The 14,914-nt window shown below is 49.2% G+C and carries 8 protein-coding genes, 5 tRNA genes and 3 rRNA genes; all 16 read right to left on the bottom strand.

The genetic code is table 11. The features are described from left to right. Positions 1-58 precede the first annotated feature (58 nt). Positions 59-144 (bottom strand) — tRNA-Leu (locus tag M3M35_RS06300). Between the two features lie 51 nt (positions 145-195). Further along, positions 196-639, bottom strand: coding sequence for a SprT family protein (locus M3M35_RS06295; protein WP_252749802.1), 444 nt, complete (start codon positions 637-639; stop codon positions 196-198). Positions 640-642: 3 nt separating this feature from the next. Continuing rightward, the gene (locus M3M35_RS06290) at positions 643-2,820 is read right to left on the bottom strand and encodes a Tex family protein (RefSeq protein ID WP_252749801.1); all 2,178 of its coding nucleotides are present in this window, start codon (positions 2,818-2,820) and stop codon (positions 643-645) included. A gap of 72 nt (positions 2,821-2,892) precedes the next feature. Beyond that, positions 2,893-3,735: an ammonia-dependent NAD(+) synthetase gene (nadE, locus tag M3M35_RS06285; RefSeq protein WP_252749800.1), complete on the bottom strand. Its 843-nt coding sequence runs from the start codon at positions 3,733-3,735 to the stop codon at positions 2,893-2,895. Continuing rightward, positions 3,735-5,225: a nicotinate phosphoribosyltransferase gene (locus M3M35_RS06280; protein ID WP_252749799.1), complete on the bottom strand. Its 1,491-nt coding sequence runs from the start codon at positions 5,223-5,225 to the stop codon at positions 3,735-3,737. The genes nadE and M3M35_RS06280 overlap by 1 nt, the downstream gene beginning before the upstream one ends. A gap of 100 nt (positions 5,226-5,325) precedes the next feature. Further along, positions 5,326-6,027 carry a GntR family transcriptional regulator gene (locus M3M35_RS06275; RefSeq protein ID WP_252749798.1) on the bottom strand — a complete coding sequence of 234 codons (702 nt, stop codon included), beginning with the start codon at positions 6,025-6,027 and terminating at the stop codon, positions 5,326-5,328. 57 nt (positions 6,028-6,084) lie between these two features. Beyond that, positions 6,085-6,156: transfer RNA gene (locus tag M3M35_RS06270), tRNA-Gln, on the bottom strand. A gap of 9 nt (positions 6,157-6,165) precedes the next feature. Then, positions 6,166-6,248, bottom strand: a tRNA-Tyr gene (locus M3M35_RS06265). Positions 6,249-6,366: 118 nt separating this feature from the next. Further along, on the bottom strand, positions 6,367-7,845 hold the full coding sequence (locus M3M35_RS06260) for a peptide MFS transporter (RefSeq protein ID WP_252750711.1): 1,479 nt from the start codon (positions 7,843-7,845) through the stop codon (positions 6,367-6,369). Between the two features lie 81 nt (positions 7,846-7,926). Continuing rightward, on the bottom strand, positions 7,927-9,273 hold the full coding sequence (gene glnA, locus M3M35_RS06255) for a type I glutamate--ammonia ligase (protein ID WP_252749797.1): 1,347 nt from the start codon (positions 9,271-9,273) through the stop codon (positions 7,927-7,929). Positions 9,274-9,286: 13 nt separating this feature from the next. Beyond that, a complete protein-coding gene (locus M3M35_RS06250; protein WP_252749796.1) occupies positions 9,287-9,673 on the bottom strand; it encodes a MerR family transcriptional regulator in 387 nt (128 codons plus the stop codon). Positions 9,674-9,802: 129 nt separating this feature from the next. Then, positions 9,803-9,875: transfer RNA gene (locus M3M35_RS06245), tRNA-Thr, on the bottom strand. A gap of 58 nt (positions 9,876-9,933) precedes the next feature. Then, a tRNA-Asn gene (locus M3M35_RS06240) sits at positions 9,934-10,006 on the bottom strand. A 7-nt stretch (positions 10,007-10,013) separates the two neighbouring features. Beyond that, positions 10,014-10,130, bottom strand: a 5S ribosomal RNA gene (rrf, locus tag M3M35_RS06235). 69 nt (positions 10,131-10,199) lie between these two features. After that, positions 10,200-13,115, bottom strand: a 23S ribosomal RNA gene (locus tag M3M35_RS06230). Positions 13,116-13,327: 212 nt separating this feature from the next. Beyond that, positions 13,328-14,903, bottom strand: a 16S ribosomal RNA gene (locus M3M35_RS06225). Together the 16S, 23S and 5S rRNA genes with 2 tRNA genes alongside form the textbook arrangement of a ribosomal RNA operon. Between the last annotated feature and the right edge of the window lie 11 nt (positions 14,904-14,914).

The following is a 14,914-nucleotide window of genomic DNA, read 5'->3' as shown; positions in this document are numbered from 1 at the left end:
CATTTTTTCCAACCAAAAAGACGCTGGTGAACTAACATTCACCAGCGTCTTTTTTAAGTGCGGCCAAGAAGATTCGAACTTCCACCGGGAAAACTCCCGACAAGATCCTTAATCTTGCGCGTCTGCCAATTCCGCCATGGCCGCGAATTAACAATAACTATCATAGCAAGAATTAGGCAGAGATGCAAGTCCTTTTTACGAATCGGCCTGCTTAACTAGGCGTAACGGATGCCGGCACTGACTACAAACATAGCGGTTCACGTTTAAACGACGTTGGCGATTATATTTTTGCCCACAGTGCGTACACTGATACAGATACCGCGTGTTTTGTGATAACCGGGGAGCATAGCGACTCCCGCCCACGCGTTGCAATAACTGCTTAAAGGCGGGCGTATTATGCTTCCCAGAGGCCCCCTGTTGGTGCAGGTGGTAGTGGACCAACTCGTGTTTAATCACTCCCACCAAAACCTCCTGATCCTGGGCCATCTTTGGATTAATGTCAATATTATGAGAACGTAAATGATACCGGCCCCCAGTCGTTTGTAAGCGACGATTAAAGTAAGCTTGATGGCGAAACGGCTGGTGAAAAAAGCGTTGGGAAAGCTCTTCTACCAGGTGTTGGAGCTGTTGGTCTGTCATAAATTACCTCTCCTTTTGTGGATCAAGCATCGATAACTGAATTCGCCCCCGCTGTTCATCCACGCCAATGACCCACACGGTCACAATGTCACCGATTGCAACCACGCTGGCTGGATCTGCCACAAAGCCGGCTTTCATGTGCGAAATATGCACTAAGCCATCTTGTTTCACCCCAATGTCAACGAACGCCCCGAAGTCAGTCACGTTGCGAACGGTGCCCTGCAGTTGCATCCCCACCCGTAAATCAGTCAACTTGACGACGGCATCCCGGAGCAACGGCGCGGGCATCTGGTCCCGTAAATCCCGACCGGGATGCTGCAACCCGTCTAAAACGCTCCGAATCTGTGTCTCCGATTGGTTCAGCTGGTGGGCTAATTCGGAAACCTTTCCCTGGGCGAGACGGGTTTGACTGGCTTGCGTAGTTAAATCTGCCTTGGCAATTCCGAGGGTGTTCAAAATGGCTCCGGCTAGCGGATAACTTTCGGGATGTAAATCAGTATTATCGAATGGGTTGTGACCTCCTATAATACGTAAAAACCCCACGGATTGTTCAAAAGCTTTCGGACCTAATCGCTTCACCTGTTGTAACTGATTGCGCTCCGTAAACTTTCCGTGCTGGTTACGATAGCTCACGATCTGGTTTGCCACCGCGGGCGTTAGCCCGGAGATCCTGGCTAAGAGCTGGGGACTAGCCGTATTCACATTGACCCCGACTTGATTAACCACGGTTTCCACAACACGTTGCAACTGCTCATCCAGCTGGGTTTCGGCCACGTCGTGCTGATACTGGCCGACTCCGACCGCCTTGGGATCAATTTTAATTAATTCGGCCAGGGGATCTTGGAGCCGGCGACCAATGCTAATCGCCGACCGCTCCTCCACGGGTAGCTCTGGAAATTCCGCCCGGGCCACTGCACTCGCAGAATAAACAGACGCCCCGGCTTCATTCACAATCACGTAGTGCACGGGGGTGGGGAACTGGGCAACCACTGCCGCCACAAATTGCTCAGCTTCCCGTGAGGCCGTTCCGTTCCCAATCGCAATTACTGCAACGTGATACTTCGTGAGCAAGTGTTGAAGCGTTGCAGCTGCTTGTTGGCGTTGCTCCGCGGTCGCTGGTGGCGTCGCTGCCAGAATTGCTTTGGCTAGCAATCGCCCCTGGGAATCCAGAATTGCTAACTTACAGCCCGTCCGGTAGGCCGGATCAAACCCCATCACCACCTTCCCCTTAAGGGGTGGTTGCATCAATAAGTGATACAAATTATTGCCAAACACTTGAATCGCATGGGTTTGGGCCCGTTCGGTCAGTCGTTGGCGGAGTTCGCGTTCGAGCGCCGGCCGTAGATAGCGCCGATAAGCCACTGTCAGTGCTTGTTCAACGACGTGCACACTCGGGCCTGCATGCTGACCAATGACGTGAAACCGGAGGTAGTTTTGAATGGAATTCTCTACATCCGTAATTTTGACCCGTAGTACCGCTTCCCGTTCGCCCCGGTTAATTGCAAGCACTCGGTAAGCAGGCACTTTCGCCAAGTCCTCCGTGAAATCATAGTAGTTAGCATACACCTGACGCTCATCCTGCTGCCCGCCCGTCGCTTTCTTGGTCGTCGTCAGTTGACCCTGCTTCCACGTAAAAGTTCTGATCCACTCCCGAAAGGAAGGCCGGTCGGAAACGCTTTGACTAATGATGGCTTGTGCCCCGGCCAAAGCCGTGTCCGAATCTAAAACCCCCTTCGTCGGGTCGACAAAGGGACGGGCGAGCGTAGCAACTGGTTGGGCAGGAAACTGGAGGAGCTGAGCAGCTAACGGTGCGAGGCCCTGTTCCTTGGCAACTTCCGCCTTGGTCCGGCGTTTAGGCTTGTACGGTAAGTACAAATCCTCCAGCTGTTGTAAGGTGGTGGACTGGTCTAACTGCTGGAGTAACCGCTTTGTCAGGTGCCCCTGCGCGGTCAATTTCGTTACCACTTCCTGCCTGCGTGTCGCTAATTTCTCCTGCCGTTGGTACCGATCCTGCAGGTGCCTGATTTGCACCTCATCCAGATTGCCAGTTTGTTCCTTGCGATAACGGGCAATAAAGGGCACGGTATTGCCCTGCTCCAACAACCGTAACGTTCGTTGCGCCGCGGGCAATGCCAGGTCAGGAAAGGTTGCCACTACTTGTTTAACTAACTTTTGATCCATCATCATTCCCCTTGTGGGCGCAAATGAAAAACTTCGCTATTCCTAACGAAGTTTTTGTAAGGCATCCACTGTTTACTTTTTCCAAAACTGATCGTACACGGTGATGGGAGTGTGGCGCTTGTGCGCTGTCTTAGCATACCAGTCTTCAATCACAGCAGCAGCGTGTTCACTCACATCCTGGCCTTCCAAGAAGGCGTCAATCTCTAGGTAGGTCACCCCGAGGGCTTGTTCATCTGGCAACGCTGGCCGGTCATCCTCTAGATCAGCCGTCGGCGTCTTATCCAGAAGTTTAGCGGGAGCCCCTAGATAAGCTAGTAACGCTTTCCCCTGCCGTTTATCCAGGCGCCAGAGGGGCGTAATGTCTGCGGCCCCATCGCCAAACTTAGTGTAAAATCCGGTTACGGCTTCGGCCGCATGGTCAGTTCCAACCACTACTCCCTGGTGGGCGCCCGCAATTGCAAACTGGGCAATCATCCGTTCGCGCGCCTTCACGTTCCCCTTGTTAAAGTCGGTTAACGTTTCATCATTAGCCTGCACGGCACTCACCATCGCATCCGTTGCCACCTGAATGTTGACCCGTTCGGTGCGATCGGGGGCAATAAAGGCAATGGCCTCCATGGCATCGGCTTCATCCGCTTGTTCTCCGTACGGTAGCCGCACCGCGATAAATTGATAGTTGGAATCTCCCGTTTCCTGCCGGAGTTCTTGGACTGCTTGTTGACTCAGTTTTCCAGCTAAGGTGGAATCTTGTCCCCCCGAAATCCCTAATACCAACGTGTGTAGACCGTCGTGCTGGCGGAGATAGTCCTTCATAAAGTCCACGCTCCGGCGAACTTCCGTAGCCGGGTAAATCGTTGGTTGAACCCGCAGGGCCGCAATAATTTCGGCCTGCTTGTGACGCTGTTCTGCATTCATTAGTCCGTGCTCCCCTCTGGGTTTGTTTGTAGTCGTGCTTCTTGTCCCTGTTGAATTTGCTTGATTAAGTTCATCTTATTTTCCCAAGCTGCCGTTGACAGATCAACCGGATACTCCTGCGGATTTAACATCCGCTTATATTCCGGCCAGAGTGATTCTTTGACCTGGTTAGCGTGTTTCTTGATCTCTACTAAGCTCGGTTGCTGGTAGACTAACTTTCCATCCCGGAAAATATCTTGCAGAAGTGGTTCGGCAACGAAGTCCGTAATCGTTTTATTGATATACGTATATTGGGGGTGAAACATGTAGAGTTCCGTTTCACGCCGCGGATCTTCTGTTGCCAAGGCCACGTAATCACCCTCAGATTTCCCGTCTTGCTGTTCGGTAATCCGCCAAACCTGCTTTTTCCCGGGCGTCGAAACTTTCTCCGCGTTATTGGAGAGTTTGATGGTATCAATCATCTTACCCTGCTCATTTTCCACGGACACTAGTTTATAAACTGCTCCTAGAGCGGGTTGGTCAAAGGCCGTAATCACTTTGGTCCCAATCCCCCAGATGTCGATCTTCGCGTGTTGCATCTTCAAGCTACTGATGGTGTGCTCATCCAGGTCGTTGGAAGCATAAATTTTAGCGGTTGGAAAGCCCGCTTGGTCAAGCATTTTCCGTACTTTTTTAGAGATGTAGGCCATGTCTCCCGAGTCAATTCGGACTCCCTGAAAATTAATGCGATCCCCCATTTCCTTGGCAACCTGTAAGGCCGCTGGAACTCCACTTTTAAGGGTATCGAACGTATCAACTAAAAAGACACAGTCATGGTGAGTTTCTGCATAGGCCTTAAAGGCATCGTAATCATTCCCAAACGATTCTACCAGTGAGTGCGCATGGGTCCCAGAAATCGGCAAGCCAAACTTGCGGCCAGCCAGTACGTTTGACGTAGCATCAAAGCCGCCAATGTAGGCAGCTCGGGTTCCCCAAATGGCGGCAGAAACCTCCTGCGCCCGTCGACTCCCAAACTCAAGCAATGGATCACTCCCGGCAACGCTCCGAATCCGAGCAGCCTTGGTGGCAATCAACGTTTGGTAGTTAACGATGTTTAACAGCGCCGTTTCAATCAGTTGACACTCCGGTAGCGTCCCCTCGACTTGAACGATTGGCTCATTGTTAAACACCACATCGCCTTCTTGCGCGGACCGCAACGTGCCGTGAAATTGAAACTGCTTTAAATAATCTAAAAAGGCCTCTGAATAATCACCCCGAGCGCGTAAATAATCAATGTCAGCGTCCGTAAAGTGAATGTTTTGCAAATAATCAATTAAATGGGCGAGGCCGGCAAAGACTGCATACCCGTTTGCAAACGGCATTTTGCGGAAATAAACCTCAAATACCGCGTGCCGATCGGCCATTCCTTTTTCAAAGTAAGTTGCCATCATGTTAATTTCGTAATCATCAGTATGCAGCGTTAAGTTGTCGGAAACATCAACCATTGTCATGTCTGTTCCTCCCCAAAATTGTGAATAATCTCATTACCGCTATTTTACCATTTTTTTCGCGCACCAGAAAAAATCGAAACTCTCACGAGTAACTTCCTTTTTACTGTTTCAGATAAAATTCAAACCGTTCGGCCGCATACTGTGTTTCCACAAATTCAAATGGCTGCTGGTTTTCAAAATAAGACAGCTGCTTTAACTTTAAAATCGGAGCTCCAGGTTGAATCTGCAGTAACTCAGCGGTCTGTGGTTGCGCTAAAATCGCTGAGATGTATTGCTGAGCATTAACCGGGACTAAGCCCCACCGCGCTGAAATAGCCTGGTACAACGATTCAGTGACTTCCGCTTGACTCATATCCCGCACCCAGTGCGCAGCCACCGTCGTGGTTTCCAAACAAATTGGTTCCTCGTCTCCATAGCGGAGCCGTTCCATTCGCAGGACCCGTTCCGTGGGGGTTAGTGCCAATTGCTCTGCTTCCTTAAAGGTGGGTTCGACAATCCGATAGGAGAGTGTTTCACTGCGCGGTTGCTTGCCCTGGGAGCGCATCGTTTCCGTAAAGCTGGAAATGCCTGACATGTGCTCTTGAATTTTTTGGTTCGTCACAAAGGTTCCAGAGCCCGCCTTCCGTTTTAACAAGCCCTCTTCAATCAAACTCCCCACGGCTTGCCGAAGGGTCATCCGACTGACCTGGTAGTGCTCAGCCAGTTTCCGTTCCGAGGGGAGTCTGGTCCCGACCGGCCACGTCCCATTTTCAATCTGTGCTTTAAGGTCATCATGAATTTGCATGTACACTGGAAGTCCCATAATTCCTCCTGGTTCTAAAAAAAATACGACTGACAACAAGTCAGTCGTATCAATTAGTTGGGCTAGCTGGGTTCGAACCAGCGCATGCCAGGATCAAAACCTGGTGCCTTACCACTTGGCTATAGCCCAATAATAAAATGGAGGGGAGTGGATTCGAACCACCGAACCCGAAGGAGCGGATTTACAGTCCGCCGCGTTTAGCCAGACTTCGCTACCCCTCCGACATCTCTAGGTGACTCACATCACCCAATCAACATATATTATATTAACGAAAATCATGGTCAGCGTCAAGCAAAAATCAAAAAAAGTCCTAAAAAATTTAGGACTTTTTTGTCATCATTATCGTACTCCATCCATGAGTTTTTCAACGGGATTTACGAAGAACAGCAGAATAATACTTGCCAGTACTGCCACTGCTCCCACCACCGCAAAGTATCCAATTTCGTTCCCTGGAGTATAGAAACGAGCAATTTGCGAGTTCACAGCCTGCCCCGCGGCATCAGCCAGGAACCACAAACTAAGCATCTGGGAGGCAAAGGCCTTCGGTGCTAACCGGGTCGTTACCGATAACCCAATCGGAGAAATTAACATTTCCCCAATTTCGATGATGGCCCAACTGCCGACCAACCAGAGGGGGTTGATCTTGGCGTGGGTGCCAAACAAAAGCAACGGAATTACCATGAAAAGGAAGGAAGCTCCGGCAAAGAAGAGACCGTACGCAAACTTCTTCGGTGTACTAGGTTGCCGGGTCCCTAGTTTGGTCCATAACCAGACAAACAAGGGCGTGTACAGCATGATGAAGAGTGGGTTTAACGATTGGTACCAACTCGGGTCAATTTTCAACCATCCAAGGTTATTGTTCGTTTGCTGTAAGGCAAAACTAGCTAAGATACTCGAGCCTGACTCTTCAATGGCCCAAAAGATTAACGCCCCGATAAAGAGCGGGATGTAGGCCCACACCCGTGAGCGTTCCACCTTCGTGATTTTGGTGCTCCGTAACATCACTACGAAGTATACAACCGGCGTTACCAGCGCAATGATACTAAGAACACTCACAAAACTATCTAGGGTTAAGGCGTGCAAGACGTGCATTACGATTAAAACAATCACAAATGCCCCTAAGCCCAATCCGACCCAGGTCAAAATCCGGTTTAATTCCGTCCGCTGAATTGGATCGGTTGGCAACAATCCATCGTTGCCAAGGTACTTCTTGCCACCGTAGTAGTAGAAGATTAATCCAATTAACATTCCTACCGCTGCAAACGAAAAGCCTAAGTGGTAGCTAAACGAATTGGCTCCCCAACCACACACAAACGGAGCAATAAAGGCCCCAAAGTTAATGGCAAAGGTAAAAATCGTAAAGGCACTTTCCCGCCGCGGATCAGTTTCTGAATAGAGGTTCCCCACCATATCAGAGATGTTCGGCTTTAAAAATCCAGTTCCCGTGGTAATGAGGGCAATTGAAGTAAACAGCCCAACGATTCCAATTGGGAGCGCCAGAGCGATGTGCCCAAGCATGATGAGCACTCCACCCCAGAAAACCGTTTTCCGACTCCCTAACAGGCGGTCACTAATGTAACCACCCGAGACCGAGGCCAGATATACCAGCGCCCCGTAGATCGACATGATGGATAAACCCGTGGTTTGCGATAAGCCTAACCCACCGTGGGTCGCGGCAGAAACCATGTAGTACAAGAGAATGGCTCGCATCCCGTAGTAACTAAATCTTTCCCAAAATTCAGTTCCCGCTAGATACTGCAATCCCTTTGGTTGACCAAAGAATGCATGGTCAACGTCACGTTGCTTTTCCAAATTGATAACCTCCTCATTAGTAACTTATTGTAAGTGCTAATTAAGAGAAAATTATACGCTAACCCAATTTAATTTTCAACGAGCAGTTTACAACATGTCTAAGTAACGGTTCCGTTCCCACTGCGATACATTTTGACTGTAAGCCGACCATTCCATGTTCTTAGCATCTAAGAAGTTTTGGTAGATGTGGGGACCCATGGCGTCTTTCATCAGGTCATCGGCAGCGTAACTTTGCAAGGCATCGTGCAAGGTAGAAGGAAGCTTCTGAATGTGATCCAGCTTCAATTCTTCCCCATCCATACTGTAGATGTTGCGATCAATCGGATCGTCTGGCGTGATCTTGTTTTTAATTCCGTCTAAGCCGGCAGCTAGAATGGCCGCAATTGCTAGGTACGGGTTAGCTGACGGGTCAACGCTTCGTAACTCCAACCGCGTCCCTTTGCCTCGAGCAATTGGAACCCGGACCATTGGGGACCGGTTTGCTCCAGACCATGCAATGTATACGGGGGCTTCAAACCCAGGAACAAGTCGTTTGTAAGAGTTAACCGTTGGATCACAAACGGCGGTGAGGGCCTTCGCGTGCTTCAATAGCCCCCCTAAGAAGTAGTAAGCCGTTTGGGATAGTTGTTCCGGACCATTTTCGTCAAAGAAGGCGTTCTTTCCGTCTTGATCAAAGAGCGACATGTTCATGTGCATCCCCGATCCATTAACTCCATTCAACGGTTTTGGCATGAAAGTAGCGTATAAGCCGTACCGCCGTGCTACTGTTTTTACCACCATTTTGAAGGTTTGAATGTGATCGGCAGCCCGAATGGCGTCATCGTATTCAAAGTCAATTTCATGTTGACCAGGTGCAACTTCGTGGTGGGAAGCTTCGACGTTAAAGCCCATTTTTTCTAACTCAAGTACCATGTCCCGCCGCACGTTAGCCGCTAAGTCCATGGGAGCAAGGTCAAAGTAACTCCCGTGGTCATTCAGTTTTTTCGTTGGTTGGCCGTTTTCGTCCATTTCAAACAAGAAGAATTCTGGTTCCGGTCCAATGTTAAAGTCGCTAAATCCGAGTTCTTTCATTTCGTCTAAGACCCGCATTAAATTGTTCCGGGGATCACCAGCAAACTGTTCACCATCAGCGGTGTGCACACTACAAGTTAGGCGTGCGACTTTACCGTGCTCATCTCCCCAGGGAAAGACCATCCACGTAGATAAATCAGGTTGAAGGTACATATCACTCTCTTCAATTCGCACGAATCCATCGATTGAAGAGCCATCAAACATTAACTTACCGGCAAGGAGTTGGTCTAACTGACTAATCGGCACTTCAACATTCTTGACCGTTCCTAATAAATCGGTAAACATCAACCGTAAAAAGCGGACGTCTTCGTCCTTAACCATTTTGCGAATGTCATCCGGGGTGTATTCTGTTGTCTTATCCATACCTTACTCCTTCTTATAATTGTCCTGGTCTAAATTGTGAATCGCTGTTTGAATCTAAGCCACCAGCTTTTAAAATGTCTTTGCGCAAATACTGTCGAACCTTTTGGTCGCTGACACTTTGCTGCTTGGCCGCCCTCTTTTTCAATGACCGTTGGCGTTGCTTCTCGTAGACTCGTTTCACCTGTTCAAGGTTCATCCCTTCATCTAGGTAATCTTTAACCTCTAGAATCCGGTCAATATCATTTAACGAGTATAGCCGGCGATTACTTTCCGTCCGCTGCGAGTTAACTAAGCCACTGTCATCATAATAGCGAATCTGACGAGCCGTGAGCGAAGTCAGCTTCATAACCGTTCCCATCGGTAGGACCGCTAAAGATCGTCTTAATTCCTTTTCACTCATATCCAACAGCTCCTCATTGTCTGTTATCTTAAGCGTTAATTCCAACCTGGTCAACGACTGATGTTACATTTCGTAACACAAAGTAAAAAAGCAGCCTAACAATAACTGTTAGACTGCTTTTTAGAAAAATGCCGACTAGAGGATTCGAACCTCCGACCTCCGGTTTACGATGCCGATGCTCTACCAACTGAGCTAAGTCGGCGCAATTAAAATTGCTCATTTAATTATAATAGCACTAACCAACTGGTTAGTCCTAATAACTCCGACAGGCGGGCTCGAACCGTCGACAACCTGATTAACAGTCAGGTGCTCTACCAACTGAGCTATGTCGGAATAATTGGCGTGGCAACGTCCTATCCTCGCAGGGGGCGATCCCCCAACTACTTTTGGCGTGCTAAAGCTTAACTGCTGTGTTCGGCATGGGAACAGGTGTATCCTTTAGGCTATCGCCACCACACTTCTGAGTGAACTTCGTTCCCTCAAAACTAGCTAATATTATTTTCTGCTGAGTCACCATTGTTCTTCCTTGGTTAAGTCCTCGACTGATTAGTATTAGTCCGCTTCACGTATCACTACGCTTCCACTTCTAACCTATCGACCTGATCATCTTTCAGGAGTCTTACTTCCATATAGGAATGGGAAATCTCATCTTGAGGCGAGTTTCACACTTAGATGCTTTCAGCGTTTATCTCATCCATACATAGCTACTCAGCAATGCGCCTGGCGGCGCAACTGATACACCAGCGGTATGTCCATCCCGGTCCTCTCGTACTAGGGACAGCTCCTCTCAAATTTCCTGCGCCCGCGACGGATAGGGACCGAACTGTCTCACGACGTTCTGAACCCAGCTCGCGTACCGCTTTAATGGGCGAACAGCCCAACCCTTGGGACCAACTACAGCCCCAGGATGCGATGAGCCGACATCGAGGTGCCAAACCTCCCCGTCGATGTGAACTCTTGGGGGAGATAAGCCTGTTATCCCCAGGGTAGCTTTTATCCGTTGAGCGATGGCCCTTCCATACGGTACCACCGGATCACTAAGTCCGACTTTCGTCCCTGCTCGACTAGTCAGTCTCGCAGTCAAGCTTGCTTCTGCCTTTACACTTACAGAATGATTTCCAACCATTCTAAGCAAACCTTTGAGCGCCTCCGTTACTATTTAGGAGGCGACCGCCCCAGTCAAACTGCCAACCAGACACTGTCTCCGAGCACGCTAAGTGCTCAGGGTTAGAGTGTTCACATAGCAAGGGTAGTATCCCACGGGTGCCTCCACCGAGACTAGCGTCCCGGTTTCAATGGCTCCTACCTATCCTGTACAAGCTATGTAAACACCCAATATCAAGCTACAGTAAAGCTCCATGGGGTCTTTCCGTCCTGTCGCGGGTAACCTGCTTCTTCACAGGTATCTTAATTTCACCGAGTCTCTCGTTGAGACAGTACTCAAATCGTTACGCCTTTCGTGCGGGTCGGAACTTACCCGACAAGGAATTTCGCTACCTTAGGACCGTTATAGTTACGGCCGCCGTTTACTGGGGCTTCATTTCGAGGCGTCGCCGAAGCTAACCTTTCCACTTAACCTTCCAGCACCGGGCAGGCGTCAGCCCATATACTTCATCTTACGATTTTGCATAAACCTGTGTTTTTGATAAACAGTCGTTTGAGTCTCTTCACTGCGGCTGACCTGACGGTCAGCACCCCTTCTTCCGAAGTTACGGGGTCATTTTGCCGAGTTCCTTAACGAGAGTTCTCTCGCTCACCTGAGGATACTCTCCTCGACTACCTGTGTCGGTTTGCGGTACGGGTAGTTAATTACTAACTAGAAGCTTTTCTCGGCAGCGTGACATCGGTTCCTTCTCTACTTTAATTTCGATCCTCATCATCGCTTGTCAACCCGGTGAGAAGCATTTCACTCCTTACCTGACTTACGATTTGAACATACTTTTCCAATCGTATGCTAAACCTAGCCTTCTGCGTCCCTCCATCGTTCAAACATAATTAACTAGTACAGGAATCTCAACCTGTTATCCATCGCCTACGCTTCTCAGCCTCGGCTTAGGTCCCGACTAACCCTGGGAGGACGAGCCTTCCCCAGGAAACCTTAGTCATTCGGTGGATCAGATTCTCACTGATCTTTCGCTACTCATACCGGCATTCTCACTTCTAAGCGCTCCAACAGTCCTTCCGGTCTGCCTTCATTGCCCTTAGAACGCTCTCCTATCACGCAACGTAGTTGCGTCCGCAGTCTCGGTAATATGCTTAGCCCCGGTAAATTTTCGGCGCAGAATCACTCGACTAGTGAGCTATTACGCACTCTTTAAATGGTGGCTGCTTCTGAGCCAACATCCTAGTTGTCTAAGCAACTCCACTTCCTTTTCCACTTAGCATATATTTAGGGACCTTAACTGGCGGTCTGGGCTGTTCCCCTTTCGACGATGGATCTTATCACTCATCGTCTGACTCCCGGACATAAATCAATGGTATTCGGAGTTTATCTGAACTCAGTAATCCAAGACGGACCCCTCGCTCAAACAGTGGCTCTACCTCCATGATTCTAATTCCGAGGCTAGCCCTAAAGCTATTTCGGAGAGAACCAGCTATCTCCAAGTTCGTTTGGAATTTCACCGCTATCCACACCTCATCCCAGCACTTTTCAACGTACACGGGTTCGGACCTCCGGTGCGTATTACCGCACTTTCATCCTGGACATGGATAGATCACCTGGTTTCGGGTCTACGGCAACATACTAATTCGCCCTCTTAAGACTCGCTTTCGCTACGGCTCCGCTTCTTCGGCTTAACCTTGCATGCAACTGTAACTCGCCGGTTCATTCTACAAGAGGCACGCTATCACCCCTTAACGGGCTCTAACTGCTTGTAGGCACATGGTTGCAGGAACTATTTCACTCCCCTTCCGGGGTGCTTTTCACCTTTCCCTCACGGTACTGGTTCACTATCGGTCACTAGGGAGTATTTAGCCTTGGGAGATGGTCCTCCCGGATTCCGACGCCGTTTCACGTGTGGCGCCGTACTCAGGATCCTGAACTGAGGGAATTCAATTTCGCTTACGAGACTATCACTCTCTTTGGTGCAGCTTCCCAACTGCTTCAGCTATCAAATTCTTTTGTAACTCAAATGTTCAGTCCTACAACCCCGAACCACGAAGGTTCGGTTTGGGCTATTCCCAGTTCGCTCGCCGCTACTATGGGAATCGAAATTTCTTTATCTTCCTGTGGGTACTTAGATGTTTCAGTTCCCCACGTCTACCTCTCCGCAGCTATGAATTCACTACGCAGTGATTAGTCATGACACTAATCGAGTTTCCTCATTCGGAAATCTCCGGATCAAAGCTTACTTACAGCTCCCCGAAGCATATCGGTGTTAGTTCCGTCCTTCATCGGCTCCTAGTACCAAGGCATTCACCATGCGCCCTTCTTAACTTAACCTATAATCCTGCGGATTATAAATCATTGAGTTTAGCGATCAAACTATTAAAAAACTCAAATTACACAATGGTTGTTCTCGGTTGAAATTATATTAACAATATAATTCTTACAGAAAATAATATTATCTAGTTTTCAAAGAACGAAAGTTGAGAGTAATCCTCTCAAAACTAAACAAGACTTTGATCGGTGTAAGGTTCCGTATTATTCCTTAGAAAGGAGGTGATCCAGCCGCAGGTTCTCCTACGGCTACCTTGTTACGACTTCACCCTAATCATCTGTCCCACCTTAGGCGGCGGACTCCTAACGGTTATCCAACCGACTTTGGGTGTTACAAACTCTCATGGTGTGACGGGCGGTGTGTACAAGACCCGGGAACGTATTCACCGTGGCATGCTGATCCACGATTACTAGCGATTCCAACTTCATGCAGGCGAGTTGCAGCCTGCAATCCGAACTGAGAACGGCTTTAAGAGATTAGCTTGACCTCGCGGTTTCGCGACTCGTTGTACCGTCCATTGTAGCACGTGTGTAGCCCAGGTCATAAGGGGCATGATGATTTGACGTCATCCCCACCTTCCTCCGGTTTATCACCGGCAGTCTCTCTAGAGTGCCCAACTGAATGCTGGCAACTAAAGACAAGGGTTGCGCTCGTTGCGGGACTTAACCCAACATCTCACGACACGAGCTGACGACAACCATGCACCACCTGTCATTCTGCCCCCGAAGGGGACACCTAATCTCTTAGGCTAACAGAAGATGTCAAGACCTGGTAAGGTTCTTCGCGTAGCATCGAATTAAACCACATGCTCCACCGCTTGTGCGGGTCCCCGTCAATTCCTTTGAGTTTCAACCTTGCGGTCGTACTCCCCAGGCGGAATGCTTAATGCGTTAGCTCCGGCACTGAGAGGCGGAAACCTCCCAACACCTAGCATTCATCGTTTACGGCATGGACTACCAGGGTATCTAATCCTGTTTGCTACCCATGCTTTCGAGCCTCAGCGTCAGATGCAGACTAGACAGCCGCCTTCGCCACTGGTGTTCCTTCATATATCTACGCATTTCACCGCTACACATGAAGTTCCACTGTCCTCTTCTGCACTCAAGTTTCCCAGTTTCCGATGCACTTCTTCGGTTAAGCCGAAGGCTTTCACATCAGACTTAAAAAACCGCCTGCGCTCGCTTTACGCCCAATAAATCCGGACAACGTTTGCCACCTACGTATTACCGCGGCTGCTGGCACGTAGTTAGCCGTGACTTTCTGGTTAGATACCGTCACGCCGTGAGCAGTTACTCTCACAGTCGTTCTTCTCTAACAACAGAGTTTTACGAGCCGAAACCCTTCTTCACTCACGCGGCGTTGCTCCATCAGACTTTCGTCCATTGTGGAAGATTCCCTACTGCTGCCTCCCGTAGGAGTATGGGCCGTGTCTCAGTCCCATTGTGGCAGATTACCCTCTCAGGTCTGCTACGTATCATCGCCTTGGTGAGCTATTATCTCACCAACTAGCTAATACGCCGCGGGTCCATCCAAAAGCACTAGCACCAAGGCCAGCTTTCAAACTAAAACCATGTGGTTTTAGTTGTTATACGGTATTAGCATCTGTTTCCAGGTGTTATCCCCTACTTCTGGGCAGGTTACCCACGTGTTACTCACCAGTTCGCCACTCGGTCCGATCTAAAATCCAACCCGTGCAAGCACGGTTTTTCAATTAGGAGACCGCGTTCGACTTGCATGTATTAGGCACGCCGCCAACGTTCGTCCTGAGCCAGGATCAAACTCTCATTTTAAATGAGAACTT

The sequence above is a fragment of the Fructilactobacillus myrtifloralis genome (genome assembly GCF_024029335.1).
Classification (GTDB): domain Bacteria; phylum Bacillota; class Bacilli; order Lactobacillales; family Lactobacillaceae; genus Fructilactobacillus; species Fructilactobacillus myrtifloralis.
Note: the sequence above shows the minus strand (reverse complement) of the source record. Positions and strands in the feature narration are given on the sequence as shown.

What these genes read in the sequence shown, in the direction of transcription:
- M3M35_RS06295 (WP_252749802.1), bottom strand. Translation starts at nt 639, where the DNA reads ATGACAGACCAACAGCTCCAACACCTGGTAGAAGAGCTTTCCCAACGC.
- M3M35_RS06290 (WP_252749801.1), bottom strand. Translation starts at nt 2,820, where the DNA reads ATGGATCAAAAGTTAGTTAAACAAGTAGTGGCAACCTTTCCTGACCTG.
- nadE (WP_252749800.1), bottom strand. Translation starts at nt 3,735, where the DNA reads ATGAATGCAGAACAGCGTCACAAGCAGGCCGAAATTATTGCGGCCCTG.
- M3M35_RS06280 (WP_252749799.1), bottom strand. Translation starts at nt 5,225, where the DNA reads ATGACAATGGTTGATGTTTCCGACAACTTAACGCTGCATACTGATGAT.
- M3M35_RS06275 (WP_252749798.1), bottom strand. Translation starts at nt 6,027, where the DNA reads ATGGGACTTCCAGTGTACATGCAAATTCATGATGACCTTAAAGCACAG.
- glnA (WP_252749797.1), bottom strand. Translation starts at nt 9,273, where the DNA reads ATGGATAAGACAACAGAATACACCCCGGATGACATTCGCAAAATGGTT.
- M3M35_RS06250 (WP_252749796.1), bottom strand. Translation starts at nt 9,673, where the DNA reads ATGAGTGAAAAGGAATTAAGACGATCTTTAGCGGTCCTACCGATGGGA.